Origin of the sequence: Methylorubrum podarium, from assembly GCF_022179745.1 — a bacterium.
Classification (GTDB): Bacteria; Pseudomonadota; Alphaproteobacteria; order Rhizobiales; family Beijerinckiaceae; genus Methylobacterium; species Methylobacterium podarium.
Genome location: NZ_BPRD01000235.1, coordinates 1 through 12820, shown reverse-complemented (window position 1 = coordinate 12820; position 12820 = coordinate 1). Strand labels below are relative to the sequence as shown.

12 protein-coding genes are annotated in these 12820 nt (G+C 70.3%); 7 read left to right on the top strand and 5 right to left on the bottom strand.

The window, feature by feature from the left end; translation table 11 throughout:
• Window positions 1–452 (top strand): 3-keto-5-aminohexanoate cleavage protein (locus MFF42_RS12515; RefSeq protein ID WP_238256043.1); only part of this gene is annotated, 452 nt, incomplete at its 5' end.
• 31 nt (window positions 453–483) lie between these two features.
• On the opposite strand, the gene MFF42_RS12510 is transcribed toward MFF42_RS12515, so the two are convergent.
• Complete coding sequence (locus MFF42_RS12510; RefSeq protein ID WP_238256042.1) at window positions 484–1125, bottom strand: HdeD family acid-resistance protein; 642 nt, start codon at window positions 1123–1125, stop codon at window positions 484–486.
• A 271-nt stretch (window positions 1126–1396) separates the two neighbouring features.
• Between MFF42_RS12510 and MFF42_RS12505 the strand changes: the two genes are divergently transcribed.
• From MFF42_RS12505 to map, 3 genes are all read left to right on the top strand, one after another.
• The gene (locus MFF42_RS12505) at window positions 1397–2629 is read left to right on the top strand and encodes an HlyD family secretion protein (RefSeq protein ID WP_238256041.1); all 1233 of its coding nucleotides are present in this window, start codon (window positions 1397–1399) and stop codon (window positions 2627–2629) included.
• Window positions 2626–4236, top strand: a complete 1611-nt coding sequence (locus MFF42_RS12500) for a DHA2 family efflux MFS transporter permease subunit (protein ID WP_238256040.1) — start codon at window positions 2626–2628, stop codon at window positions 4234–4236. Before MFF42_RS12505 ends, MFF42_RS12500 begins: the two co-directional genes overlap by 4 nt.
• Before the next feature lie 88 nt (window positions 4237–4324).
• Complete coding sequence (gene map, locus MFF42_RS12495; protein ID WP_238256039.1) at window positions 4325–5077, top strand: type I methionyl aminopeptidase; 753 nt, start codon at window positions 4325–4327, stop codon at window positions 5075–5077.
• Between the two features lie 16 nt (window positions 5078–5093).
• On the opposite strand, the gene MFF42_RS12490 is transcribed toward map, so the two are convergent.
• Complete coding sequence (locus MFF42_RS12490) at window positions 5094–5522, bottom strand: protein tyrosine phosphatase family protein (protein WP_238256038.1); 429 nt, start codon at window positions 5520–5522, stop codon at window positions 5094–5096.
• Between the two features lie 201 nt (window positions 5523–5723).
• Here MFF42_RS12490 and MFF42_RS12485 point away from each other — a divergent pair, with 201 nt between their 5' ends.
• Window positions 5724–6101, top strand: coding sequence for an HNH endonuclease family protein (locus tag MFF42_RS12485; protein WP_238256037.1), 378 nt, complete (start codon window positions 5724–5726; stop codon window positions 6099–6101).
• A 117-nt stretch (window positions 6102–6218) separates the two neighbouring features.
• On the opposite strand, the gene MFF42_RS12480 is transcribed toward MFF42_RS12485, so the two are convergent.
• Together MFF42_RS12480 and MFF42_RS12475 are read right to left on the bottom strand one after the other, a co-directional pair.
• The gene (locus tag MFF42_RS12480; RefSeq protein WP_238256036.1) at window positions 6219–8816 is read right to left on the bottom strand and encodes a polynucleotide kinase-phosphatase; all 2598 of its coding nucleotides are present in this window, start codon (window positions 8814–8816) and stop codon (window positions 6219–6221) included.
• Window positions 8813–10204 carry a 3' terminal RNA ribose 2'-O-methyltransferase Hen1 gene (locus MFF42_RS12475; protein WP_238256035.1) on the bottom strand — a complete coding sequence of 464 codons (1392 nt, stop codon included), beginning with the start codon at window positions 10202–10204 and terminating at the stop codon, window positions 8813–8815. Before MFF42_RS12475 ends, MFF42_RS12480 begins: the two co-directional genes overlap by 4 nt.
• A 444-nt stretch (window positions 10205–10648) precedes the next feature.
• Between MFF42_RS12475 and MFF42_RS12470 the strand changes: the two genes are divergently transcribed.
• Both MFF42_RS12470 and MFF42_RS12465 read left to right on the top strand, forming a co-directional pair.
• Complete coding sequence (locus MFF42_RS12470) at window positions 10649–11803, top strand: acyltransferase family protein (protein WP_238256034.1); 1155 nt, start codon at window positions 10649–10651, stop codon at window positions 11801–11803.
• Window positions 11804–11902: 99 nt separating this feature from the next.
• On the top strand, window positions 11903–12118 hold the full coding sequence (locus tag MFF42_RS12465; RefSeq protein WP_238256033.1) for a DUF3606 domain-containing protein: 216 nt from the start codon (window positions 11903–11905) through the stop codon (window positions 12116–12118).
• A 27-nt stretch (window positions 12119–12145) separates the two neighbouring features.
• Here the strand turns inward: MFF42_RS12465 and MFF42_RS12460 are convergent, their stop codons facing one another.
• A complete protein-coding gene (locus MFF42_RS12460; RefSeq protein ID WP_238256032.1) occupies window positions 12146–12562 on the bottom strand; it encodes a flagellar biosynthesis repressor FlbT in 417 nt (138 codons plus the stop codon).
• Window positions 12563–12820 lie beyond the last annotated feature (258 nt).

The window sequence follows — 12820 nt, the reverse complement described above, 5'->3', positions numbered from 1 at the left end:
AGGCCGAGGCGGCCGCGTTCTTCGCCTGGGCGAGGGCCGAGCGCGTTCTCCTCCAGGTCATTCTCTACGCCCCGGACGAGGTGACCCGCTACGCCGACCTCAAGGCGCGCGGCGTGCTGGGCGAGGGCGGGGATTTCCCCCTGTTCGTGCTCGGTCGCTACACGCCCGGCCAGGTCTCGCGGCCCGCCGACCTGCTGCCCTTCTTCGCTCCGGCACGGGAAAGGCTGCCGCTCTGGGCGATCTGCGCCTTCGGCCCCCGCGAGAATGCCTGCGCCCTCGCCGCGGCGGCCCTGGGCGGGCATGTGCGCGTCGGCTTCGAGAACAGCCTCCTCGCCCCCGACGGCCGTCCGGCCGAGAGCAATGCCGCCCAGATCCGCCGCGCCGCCGAGGGCGCCACCCTGCTCGGCCGCCCGCTGGCCGATGCCGACACGGCGCGGGCCATGATGGCCTGAATGCGTCCGGGCGTCCGCGCCGTGCCGGCCGTCACCGTCCGGCCGGCAGCGGGCGGCCGGCTTCGGTGTGGCGGGAGCGCAGGCGGAAGCCGAGGATCAGCAGCATCACGCCGAAGGCCACGGCGTAGGCGCCGAGCCACCACGTCAGCACCAGCGCCGACATGCCGGGATTGATCAGGAGTGCGATCCCGAACAGCACCGAGATCACGCCGCCGAGGCCGAGCCACCACCGCCCGTAATGCAGGTGCAGGCGAAAGGCCGCCGCGATCATCAGGCCGCCGGAGAGGATCGCCCAGGCCGCGACGAGGAGCACGAAGGCCCAGACGGCGGCGGCCGGCACCAGGAAGGCCGCGACGCCGACCGCGATGTCGAGCAAGCCTTCGACGAGCAGGAAGCCCCAGCGCTCGTGCCGCTGCGCCGCCCGCACCGCGGCGACGATGCCGAAGAGGCCGTCGACCAGCATGTAGGCCGCGAAGAACAGCACCAGCGACAGCACGAAGGCCCCCGGCGCGACGAAGGCGACGATCCCGAACAGGAGGGCGAGGAGGCCGCGCAGGGCGACGAGCCACCAGTTGCGGGCCAGCACGGCACTCATCGCATCGAGCCGCGCCGGTCCGGTCAGCGGCACGCCGGACGGGCTCCTCGCCCCGGATGTCTCGGACGATCCAGCCATCGACCACACTCCTCCGAAAGGACGGGCCGGACGGCGGCGGCGGAGCCGGACCGTCGCGCCCGCGAGCGAACGTCCCATTCCTGCCGCAACGCAGCGTCGCGCCGGGCGTTCCGGCGGTTGCGTCGCTGTCCCCCTGCCGTCGGCCATCGACGCGGCCTCCGCGGTCGCCGCAACGGATGGAACTTCGGTCCCGTTCGCGTCTTCTGCAACCGAGGTGGGTTCACCCGAGGCTTGGCCCCGTCGGGCCGGTCCTCCTTCGGCAATTTCCCCGATGCTTGACGATCAACGGCAGGCCGAGCCGGGCGTCGCGCCCGCGCGCCGGTCCGATGCGGCGCATGGGCGCGACGCCGCGGCGGGCGACGGAGCGGATCGTCCGCCCCAGGCCCGCAAGGACGCCCCCGGCTCGGGCGGATCCGCCGATGCGGACGAAGCCTCCGATGCGTCGGATCCCGGCGCGGAACCCGAGAGGCGGCGCGGGAGCGTCCTGCGCCGTCATCCCTGGTGGTTCGTCCTCGGCGGTCTGGCGGTGCTGGTCCTGGGCGCGGCCGGCTACGCCTACTGGCTGATCGACCTGCACCCCTACGAGACCACCGACGACGCCTTCGTCGATGCCCGCAGCTTCTCCGTCGCGCCCAAGGTCGGCGGCTACGTCGTCGCCGTGCCGGTGACCGACAACCAGCATGTCGAGGCGGGCGACACGCTGTTCCAGATCGATCCGCGCGACTATCGCGTCGCCCTGGAACAGGCCGAGGCGCAGGTCCAGGCGGCGCAGGCCTCGATCCGGAACGTCGATGCGCAGATCGAGGCGCAGAAGGCGCAGGTCGAGGTGGCCAAGGCCCAGGTCGAGACCGCGCAGGCGGCGCTGACCTTCGCCGAGGAGGATGCCGACCGCTACAAGAAGCTCGCCGAGCGCGGCGCCGGCACGATCCAGCAGTCGCAATCCTCGACCTCGACCCTGGAGCAGCGTCAGGCCGCGCTGGCGAGCGCCCGGGCGAACGTGGTCGCCGCCCAGAAGCAGATCGGCTCGCTCCAGGCCCAGTGCGCCAGCGCCGAGGCGCAGCGGGCCCAGGCCGAGGCCCAGCGCGACCAAGCCCGGCTCAACCTCGGCTACACGACGGTGAAGGCCGCGCAGGCGGGCCGCGTGGTGCGCCTCACCGGCGGCGTCGGCCAATATGCCCAGGCCGGGCAGAGCCTGTCGATGTTCGTGCCCGACGAGAAGTGGATCACGGCCAACTACAAGGAGACGCAGATCACCGACATGCGGCCGGGCCAGCCGGTCGATATCGCGATCGACGCCTATCCCGACCGCAAGGTCACCGGCCGGATCGCCTCGGTGCAGCCGGGCTCGGGCACGGCCTTCAGCCTGCTGCCGGCCCAGAATGCCACCGGCAACTACGTGAAGGTGACGCAGCGCATCCCCGTGAAGATCGTGGTCGACGACTGGCCGGGCGACGTCGCGATCGGTCCCGGCATGTCGGTCGTGCCGAGAGCCCACGTGCGGTGAGCGCGTCGGCCGCCGAAGCCCCCGCAGGCCGAGACAAGGCGCCCGGGGGCCACAATCCGTGGATCGTCGCCCTCGTCGTGGCGCTCGCGACCTTCATGGAGGTGCTCGACACGACGATCGCGAACGTGGCGCTCCGCTACATCTCCGGGGCGCTCGCGGTCGGGCCGGACGAGTCCGCCTGGGTGGTGACGAGCTATCTGGTCGCCAACGCCATCACGCTGATCGCGTCGAGCTTCCTCGCCAAGCGCTACGGCCGCAAGGCCTTCTTCATGTGGTCGGTGGCGCTGTTCACGCTCTCATCGATCCTGTGCGGCTTCGCCTGGAGCCTCGAATCGCTCCTGTTCTTCCGCGTGCTCCAGGGACTCGGCGGCGGCGGCATGGCCCCTCTGGCGCAGTCGATCCTGGCCGATTCCTTCCCGCCGGAGAAGCGGGGACAGGCCTTCGCGCTCTACGGAGTCGCCATCGTGGTGGCCCCGGTGATCGGCCCGACGCTCGGCGGCTGGCTCTCCGACAACGCCTCCTGGCACTGGTGCTTCCTGATCAACGGCCCGATCGGGATCGTCTCCCTGGTGCTGATGTCCCTCGTGATCGAGGACAGCGAGGCGGCCAAGCGCGAGCGCCGCGCCCTGCGGGCAACCGGCGTGCGCTTCGATCTCGTCGGCTTCCTGCTGGTGGCGACCTTCCTCGGCTCGCTCGAAGTCATCCTCGACGAGGGCCAGCGCAAGGACTGGTTCGGCACCTCGACCCTGATGAACGTGTTCGGTGCGATCACCCTCGTCGCGTTCCTCGCCATGATCCCGTGGCTGCTCACCGCGAAGAACCCGGTCATCGACCTCCGGCTCCTCAAGCGGCGGCAGTTCAGTGCCTGCTTCGTGGTGATGCTGTTCACCGGCGCGGTGCTGATCTCCACCACGCAGTTCATCCCGCAGATCACCCAGGAATATTACGGCTACACCGCCACCCTGTCGGGGCTGGTGCTCGGGCCCGGCGGCATCATGACCGTGATCTCGATGTTCCTGATCGGCCGCGTCTCGTCCTACATCCAGCCGAAATGGCTGATCGCCGCGGGCGGGCTCATCGTGTCGCTCGGTCTCTACGATCTCACCCGGCTCTACGGCGACACGACCTTCGGCTTCTTCGCGTGGTCGCGGATCTATATCGGCATCGGCCTGCCGATGATCTTCCTCTCGGTGACCTCCGCCTCCTACGAGGGATTGCCGAAGGACAGGACCGACCAGGCCTCGGCGCTCATCAACGTGGCGCGCAACGTCGGCGGCTCGATGGGCGTCTCGCTCGCCCAGAACGTGCTGGCCGACCGCAGCCAGTTCCACCAGAGCCGGCTCGTCGACACGCTCGACCCGTCGAGCCCGGCCTACCAGCGGACCCTGGCCGAGGCGACGCGCTACTTCCAGCAGCACGGCTTCGCCGGCCCCGACGCGCAGAACCAGGCGATCGCCTGGATCGGCCAGCAACTGGCGACGCAGGTCGCCTACTGGGCCTATATCGACGTGTTCTGGGTGCTGGCAGCCCTCACCGCCTGCCTCGTGCCGCTGGCGCTGATCCTGAAGAACGTGAAGCGCGGCGGCGGCGCGGCGGCGGCGCATTGAGCGGCACCGGGACGCCGTTTCGCCACGCTCGGCAAAGATGGCACAAGCGCGGGGACCGGAGCCGCTCCGGCCGTGCGGGGGAGGCGACATGACGGTGTCGAACGACGAAGAGTTGGCGGGGTTGAAGCGGATCGGGCGCATCGTGGCCGACACGCTGGCGGTGATGGGCCGGGCGATCGAGCCGGGCATGACCACCCGCGAACTCGACGGCGTCGGGCGGGCCTTCCTGGAGGCGGCCGGGGCGCGCTCGGCGCCGGAGACGGTCTACGGCTTTCCCGGCGCGACCTGCATCAGCGTCAACGAGGAGATCGCCCACGGCATTCCGGGCGAGCGCCGGATCGCGCCCGGCGACCTCGTCAACATCGACGTCTCGGCGGAGAAGGACGGCTACTATTCGGACACCGGCGCCTCCTTCGCCGTGCCGCCGGTGACGCGCGCGGTCGAGCGGCTGTGCAAGGACGGGCGCCGGGCGATGTGGGCGGGCCTGCGCCAGGTCGGCGCCGGCAAGCCGATCGCGGGGATCGGCCGGGCGGTGGGCACCTTCGCCCACAAGAACGGCTATACCCTGGTGCGCAACCTCGCGAGCCACGGGGTCGGCCTGTCGCTGCACGAGGAGCCGACCGAGATCGCGACCTGGCCCGACCCGTCCGAGCGCCGGATCATGCGGGAGGGGATGGTGCTCACCGTCGAGCCGTTCCTGTCGCTGGGCGCCGACTTCGCCGAGGACGGCGACGATCCCTGGACCCTCTACAGCCGGCCCAGCGCCCTCACGGTCCAGTACGAGCACACCGTCGTCGCCACGCGCAACGGGCCGCTGATCCTCACCATGCCGGCGCCGTAGCGCGGTCGCGGCGGTCTCAGGCCGCGTTCGCGTCGAGCCAGCGCTCGGCGCCGGAGAGGTCGTATCCGTGGCGGGTGCCGAGGGCCGCCACCTCGTCGCGCCGGAGGCGCCCGGCCAGCACTTCGCCGATGACCCAGAGCGTCAGCGAGCGCGTGCCGCTGCGGCAATGGGCGACGACCGGGCCCGGCGCCGCCTCGACCGCCGCGTGGAAGCGCTCCACGGCCTCGCGGGTGAGGGTGGGGCCGGTCACCGGCAGGTCGAGGTAGCGCAGGCCCGCGGCCTCCGCCGCCGCGCGCTCGGCCGCCGTGCCGGGCTGGCCCGGCTCCTCGCCGTCGGGGCGGTTGTTGATGAGGAGGCTCACGCCCTCGGCCCCGAGCGCCTCGATCTCCGCGAGGCTCGGCTGGCCGGCGACCGACAGCTTGGAATCGATGGGTGTCCGCTTCATCCTGCCCGTCCCCGTGCCACCGCCCGTGGTGTGTCTCGCCCTCAGGGGTAGCCTGCCCCCGCCGCCGCAACAAGGCGCCGGCCGGACGGCGGAGGGCTCCGGCGGCGGCGCCCGTGACGCGGGGCCGCGGCGGGAGCCGGGCGGCCTCCCGGCCCGTTTCCCCCGCGCCCGGCAGGACCGGGGCTCGAGCGGAGACAGAGGGTGGTGGGGCGGCGTTCCCGTCGCTGGCGCGATGACGATCCGGAGACGCACGGGCCGAAGCCGGCGGGCCTGCCGGTCTGCCCGCTCTGCGAGCGGCCGATCCCGGCCCATGCGCGCCAGAGCCTGCATCACCTCACGCCGAAGCTGAAGGGCGGCACCCACGGGGGAACCGTGCGGCTCCATCAGATCTGCCACTCGGCGATCCATGCCCGCTACAGCGAGGCCGAGATCGCCCGCCGGCTGGCCGAGGTCGAGGCCCTGCGCGCCGACCCCGAGATCGCCCGCTTCCTCGACTGGGTGCGCGGCAAGCCCGACGACTTCCACGCCCCCACCCGCATGACCCGCGCGCGGCGCGGCGAGGGCGGATCGCGGCGGTAGGCGGTGAAGGCCAACGGTTCGATGGGCTGCGGGGCTGGTTCGGGTGGGAACGGAAGCCTGCTCCATGCCCGGAAGCGGACCGAATTGGCCCGCAACGCCGACCGCGTCAGCGTACGGTCACAACCTCGGATCCACCGGTTCGGATTCGAGTGCAAGGACGCCGAACACGCATTCATGGACGCGCCGGAGAGGCTCGCGCGCGACGAACCGGTCGAGGGCTTCGAGGCCGAGCGCGAACTCGCGGAAGGCCATCGAGCGCTTGGCGCCGAGGCCGCGTTGGCGCAGCCGGTCGAGATGATCCGGCCTGTCGTAGTCCGGGCCGTAGATGATGCGCAGGTACTCGCGGCCACGGCACTTGATCGCGGGCTGCGTGATCCCGCGCCGGCCCCGTGCCAAAAACTCGCCCGGCTTCAGGACCATCCCCTCGCCGCCGTCGGCGGTCAGGTCGAGCCACCAACGGATGCCGCGCTCGACATCCGCCTCGCTGTCGAGATCGATGCCGAGCACACGGGTGGCCTTGAACAGCGAGTCGGCCTCGGCCAGCCGGACCAGTCGGTCCATGTGCCAGGAATGCGGCTTGTCGCTGTGGACGTGGTTCTCGCTCGCCAGGAGATGGAAGGGCGCGATCTTCAAGTCGTTGATGCCGGCCACGGGCCAGGCATAGCGACGCACGACAGAGGCGAAGGCCTCGGCGCCGGCGAGTCGACTGGCCGTCTTCGCGGCAAGATCGTCCAGCGGGAGGCCGGCGCTCGCCGCGCGCCGGAGCGCCTCTTGAGTCGCACCGAGCCCGATCCGCGCGGAGGCACCGGTCGGACCGTATTGCGAAGAGATGAGTGCCTGCGCCTTCGCCGACCACGGCATGATCTCGGCATCGAGCAGCAGCCACTCCGATCCGAGCTCATCGAACAATCGGGTCGCGGCGAGTGCATCGCGAGTCCGCGCAAGAACCGCGTCGCGCCGTGCCGGATCGTTGAAGAAGGCCCGGCCCGAGCGCGTATAGACGGCCCCGATCTCGCCGCTCGTCACCCCGAAGCGCGCGCGTGCGGCGTCCGCGTCGCGGCAGACGACCATGAGGGCGCGCGACCCCATGTGCTTTTCCTGGGCGACGACTGCGCGAAGGCCCTCGCGGCGGTAGAAGTCGAACGCGTCGCGCGGATGCTCCAGGAAGCCCTCTTCCTTCGAAGTCTCGGAGGGTGACATGGTCGGCGGCAGGTAGATCAGCCATTTCGGGTCGATGGCGAAGCGGCTCATCACCTCCAGGGCCGCGGCCGTGTTTTCCTCGCGGATCGTGACGGAGGGCTGGAGCCGGGTCGTGATGATCCGCTTGCCCGAGACGTCGGCGAGGTCGAGGAGATCGTCTGCCTCGGCCTGTCGGCTGATCACGCCGGAGGGCGCGGCAGCGGAAGCGAGCGGCCGAACCGGCTCGGAATGGACCTGCGCGGCCGGGACGGAGACGACCTCCATCTCGGGGTAGCGAAGGGCCGAGAGCATTCCGCCGAACACGCAGCCTGTGTCGATGCAGAGCGTGTTGTTGAGCCAAGCCGCCTCGACCACGGGCGTGTGGCCGTAGACGACCTTCGTACTTCCCCTGTACTCGGCCGCCCAGTTCTGTCGGACGGGCAGGCCGAACTCGTCGATCTCGCCGGTCGTCTCGCCGAACAGGCAAAACCCTCGGATGGTGCCGGAGGCGCGGCCCTGCATCTCCTCCTTGATGCCGGCGTGGGCGACCGCCAGCCGACCGCCATCGAGCAGATAGTGGCTGACGAGGCCGCCGATGAAGCCCTTCGCCCGCACCCGGAAGGCGTCGCTCTGCCGGGCGAGATCGTCGATGGTGGTTTGAAGTCCGTGCGCGACCTTCACGTCGCGACCGGCCAGCCATTTCTCGACCTTGGCCTCGTGGTTGCCGAGGACGCAGAGGGCAACGCCGTTCTCGACCATGTCCATGGCAAGGCGCAGGCTGTCCGCCACCCGCGGTCCGCGATCCACGAGATCGCCGACGAAGACGGCCTTGCGGCCGGCGGGCGCGGTGACGCGATAGCGCGGCTCGCCGTCCTCATGGCCGCGCTCGACCGTGTAGCCGAGCCGGGCCAGCAGGGCCTCCAGTTCGTCGGCACAGCCGTGGACGTCGCCGATGATGTCGAACGGGCCGGTCTCGTCGCGGCGGTCCGTCCACAGGCGCTGGCGGCTCACCTCCGCACTGTCGATCTCGTCGACCGACGTCAGATGATGGACCTGCCTGAAGCCTTCGCGTGCCAATCCGCGCAGACCGCGGCGGAGCGCCGCCATCTGGTTGCGCACGACATGCGGACCAAAAGCACGATCCTGCCTCCCGGCATTGCGGTTGCGGCAGACATCCTCGCCGGGATCGAGCACGATGGCGACCGACAGGGCATGGAAGCGGCGGGCGATCTCGACGAGCTTCCGGCGATCCTCCGGCCGCACGTTGGTGGCATCGACGACCACGAGGCGGCGGCCCTTGAGGCGCAGCTCTAGGATGGTCTGGAGAAGCGCGAAGGCATCCGGCGTGGCCGCCTGATCGTTCTCGTCGTCGGCGACGAGTCCACGACAGGTGTCCGACGAAACGACCTCGGTCTGCCGGAAGTGGCGGCGTGCGAAGGTGGATTTTCCCGAGCCCGACGCCCCGATGACGACGATCATCGAGAATTCGGGAACGGCGATCTTCCGACCCGCCGTGGAGGCAATCTCTCCGCTCATCGCGTCAGCACCGCGAGTTGTCCGGGGGCACCGAATTCCGGATGCGCGTCGCCGACCCCTTCGAAGCGCACGCTGTAACCATGCTCCGCAGCGACGCGCTGCGCCCAGCCCTGGAACTCCCGACGGCTCCATTCGAAGCGATGGTCGGGATGCCGGAACGCTCCGGGGGCCAGCCCCTCGAACATCACGTTGTGATCGCGGTTCGGCGTGGTGACAATCACGGTCGCAGGGCGCGCGTCTCCGAACAGCGCGCGTTCGAGATGCGGAAGCCGATCCAACTCGAAATGCTCGATCACTTCGACCAGGGCTGCGGCCTCGAAACCGCGCAGGCGGACATCGCGATAGATGAGCGAGCCCTGCAGGAGCGTCAGCTTCCGCTTCTGCACCTCCGGCAGATCGGTGAACCGGGCATCGGCACGGGCCAGCTCTTGGCTCGATACCTCGACCCCGACGATCTCCGCGATGGCCGGATTGCGGATGAGGCGCGCGATCAGCTTGCCGTCGCCGCAACCGAGATCCAGCACACGCCGTGCTCCCGTCTGCGCGATCACCTCGGCCACGCGGTCCAGCCGTCGCTCGTGAAGACGAAGGGGGCGCTCGATGACGGTTTCGGCCGCGTCGCCCCGCGAGGGGTCGAGCTGCCCCTCCGGTCCGACCTCGTCCGGCACGAGCTGCGCGAGCGCGGCTTTGATCAGGTGACTCCGCCGCTTGAGATAGCGTGCCGTGATGAGGTCGCGCTCGGGATGGGCTGCGAGCCAGCCGTCTCCACGCGCCAGCAGCTTCTGCAACTCGTCCTCGCCGACGAAATAGTGCTTCCGGTCATCGAGAACCGGCATCAGCACGTACAGATGCGTGAGGAGGTCGGAGAGACGCGCGGTGCCGGACAGCCGAAGCGTCACATAGGGGGCCTCACCCCAATCCGGCCGCTCCGGATCGAGACGATGGCGCGTGACGGCAACGTGGTAGCCGAGGGGTTCGAACAGCCGTCCGACGAGGTCCGTCGTCCCCCGCACCGGGAGCGGCGCGACCTCCGCGTCGAGCGGGATCGCCGTATCGGCAAGGGTCTGCCGTTCCCGACTCCGGCCCGCCATGGCCTCGCGGATACCGCGTGCGATCGCGACGCTCAGAAACGACGAGGCCGCATAGGGGCGATCGTTCACGTACTGGTCCAGAAGGCCGTCGCCCCCGCCCTGGCGACCGCGGACCAGGGCGATGGGATCGATGTCGAGCGTGATCGCGAACTCGCAGCGCTGCGGGGTCGCCTCAGGATAGAACATCACGGCCTGACCGAAGCCGAGGTCGAGTTCGTGCACGCGCGCTGGGTTCTTGTGCAGGAGGAATCCGAGATCGGTCGCGGGCTGGTGCGATGTGGCGATGGAGAGGAACACGAGACGCTCGCTAGGAAAACGTTCGGTTGTGTAGCGCGTCGTTCTTCGATCTGCGAGAGGGTGCGGCCGTGGATGGCGGCGTCCGTCCAAGAAAGATGCCCGTTCGAAAGCGGCCGATCCGCCCTCCGCCACGCTCGGTCGTTTCGGGCCAAGCGACGTTCGGCAAACGAACTTTCCAAGGGTCCGCGGTGGCAAACAGCGTCTCGCCGGAGCACGTGTGCCGGCTTGCGACCCGAGGCGCGTCGTCCCGTCGGCAGAGCCGGTGTCCCTGCCCGAAAAGAAACGCGCGTCGTGCGCGCCAGCGCGGCCCCCTCGCGAAAAATCCATCGGTCGCCTTGGCGGGCCATTAACCGCGCGGCGCGATCGCTCCTTGGCGCTGAGCGGCGCTTAACCGTCGGGTGCGAGGGTCGCGGCTCGATCCCGTCCGCACCAGGACCGCCCGCCATGACCGCAGCGCCCGAAGCGGCCACACGCCCCCTCCGCCCGCGTCCCGAGGAAGCCGCCCGGCTCGCCTGGGTCGATGTCGCCAAGGGCCTGTGCATCATCCTCGTCGTGATGATGCATTCGACCCTCGGCACCGGCGAGGTTTTGGGCGGCGAGGGCTTCCTGCACGAGGTCGTCGAATTCGCCAGGCCGTTCCGGATCCCCGATTTCTTTCTGCTCTCGGGGCTGTTCCTCGGCCGCGTGATCGACCGCGACTGGCGCCTGTTCGCGGATCGGCGCGTGGTCCACTTCGCCTATTTCTACGGGCTGTGGGTGGTGATCCAGTCGCTGTTCAAGGCCGGGTCGATCGTCGCCGGGGCGGAGGGAACGGCCGCGCAGCTCGCCGCCTTCGGCTGGCACCTCGCCGAGGCGCTGGTGGTGCCCTACTCGACGCTGTGGTTCGTCTACCTGCTCGCCGTGTTCTCGGTGGTGACGAAGCTGCTGCACCGCCGGGTGCCGCCGGCCGTGCTGCTCGTCGCGGCGGCCGTGCTGCAGATCCTGCCGACCAGCGGCCTGCCGGAACTCCTCGACGAGTTCTGCGAGCGCTACGTCTACTTCCTGGGCGGCTACCTCTTCGCCGAGTGGATCTTCCGCCTCGCCGACCGGGTGCGCGAGCGGGCGGGCCTGGCGGTCCTGGGCCTCGCTCTCTGGGCCGTGGTGGAGGCCGTGTTCGTGTATACGCCGACGGGGATCGAGAGCCTGCCGACGCTCGCGCGCCTGCCGGTGGTCAGCCTCGGGCTCGGCACGGTCGGCGCGCTGGCCATCGTCACCTTCGCCGCGCTGATGACCCGCGCCGGCGGGCCGGTGACCGCCGCCCTGCGCGCCTGCGGCGAGCGCTCCATCGTGATCTATCTCGGCTTCTTCCTGCCGATGGCGCTCACCCGCACCGTGATCGCCAAGTTCAACGGGGTGCAGCCCGATCTCGCCCTCGATGTGGGGCTCGCGAGCCTGGTCGTCACGGTGGTGGCCGTGACGGTGCCGCTCGCCTTCGAGCGGCTGGTGCGCGGCACGCGCCTGGACTTCCTGTTCCGCCGCCCGGCCGCCTTCCACATCGTGCCCGCCCCGGCCGCCCCGTCGCGCCTGCGGCCCGCCCCGGTGGCCGCGCGCGAGGCGTGAACGGAAAGGCCCGGCCTCCGGAACCATCCCGCCCCGCCCGCCGGTTTGTCCCTGACGGCCCGCTGCGACGGTGCGGGCGTGATCGGGAGGGACCGGAGCATGGTGCAGGAAGCGTCCGACGAGGGGCATGCGGTCAGCGGCGATCCCGCCCAGGTCGTTCTCGACGCGCCGCGTGACCGCGCCTATTGGGCGCGCCGATTCGAGGTGCCGGCGGAGCAGGTGCAGGCGGCGGTCGAGGCGGTCGGCTCCGACGCGGCCCGGGTCGCCGCCCATCTCGGCAAGCCCTGGCCCTACGAGAAGACCGGCATCGTCTGAAGCAGCAGCGCGCGCGAGGCGCGGCGCTCAGCCCTGCGGCGCGCCCGTCCCGCGGCCCGTCTCGAGATGGTCGAGGAGCTGGCGCTCGTAGGCGATCAGCTCACGCCCGCGCTTGATCGCGCGGTGATATTGCTGCGCCGAGAGCTCGTCCTGGATCGCGAGGATGTAGGGCCCCATGCTCGGCGAGGCCTTCATGATCTCCGTGGCTTGGCGCACGAACAGATCCTCGGCCTCCGGCGGGTTGTCGGCGAGATAGATGAACTGGAGCGTGACGCAGAGCCGCTTGGCGGCGGTGTCGGCCTCGGTCTCGGTGATGATCTCGCTCTCGCGCAGGAACTTGCACTGGTTCTCGATCACGAAGACCGAGCGGCGATCGCCGTTGCGGATCAGCGCGCCGTTGATGATCAGCCGCTCCTGAGGCTTCAGTTCGATGCGCAGAGCCATGGTGAACAAATCCTTGATCGGGCGAAACGAAGTAGAGACGGCGAACTTTTCTTAACCATGATCGCAGGGCCTTTCGCTCTGCTTCCCGTTTGACGGGCGAAAGCCCCCGAATCCGACGGTCGGATTAAGGTCTCGGCAAGGCGCGGGGTGGAGGGTCCGGGTGTCGCCAAAAGGGCGGCATCAAGACCCACAAGGATCGCCCCCATGTCCTCCGGCATCACGCTTTCGGCCGCCACCCGTCAGAACCTGCTCTCGCTG

Bases quoted from the DNA above. Each gene is read 5' to 3' on its own strand.
- MFF42_RS12470 (WP_238256034.1), top strand. From the start codon at position 10,649: ATGACCGCAGCGCCCGAAGCGGCCACACGCCCCCTCCGCCCGCGTCCC.
- MFF42_RS12480 (WP_238256036.1), bottom strand. From the start codon at position 8,816: ATGAGCGGAGAGATTGCCTCCACGGCGGGTCGGAAGATCGCCGTTCCC.
- MFF42_RS12490 (WP_238256038.1), bottom strand. From the start codon at position 5,522: ATGAAGCGGACACCCATCGATTCCAAGCTGTCGGTCGCCGGCCAGCCG.
- MFF42_RS12465 (WP_238256033.1), top strand. From the start codon at position 11,903: ATGGTGCAGGAAGCGTCCGACGAGGGGCATGCGGTCAGCGGCGATCCC.
- MFF42_RS12460 (WP_238256032.1), bottom strand. From the start codon at position 12,562: ATGGCTCTGCGCATCGAACTGAAGCCTCAGGAGCGGCTGATCATCAAC.
- MFF42_RS12505 (WP_238256041.1), top strand. From the start codon at position 1,397: ATGCTTGACGATCAACGGCAGGCCGAGCCGGGCGTCGCGCCCGCGCGC.
- MFF42_RS12510 (WP_238256042.1), bottom strand. From the start codon at position 1,125: ATGGCTGGATCGTCCGAGACATCCGGGGCGAGGAGCCCGTCCGGCGTG.
- map (WP_238256039.1), top strand. From the start codon at position 4,325: ATGACGGTGTCGAACGACGAAGAGTTGGCGGGGTTGAAGCGGATCGGG.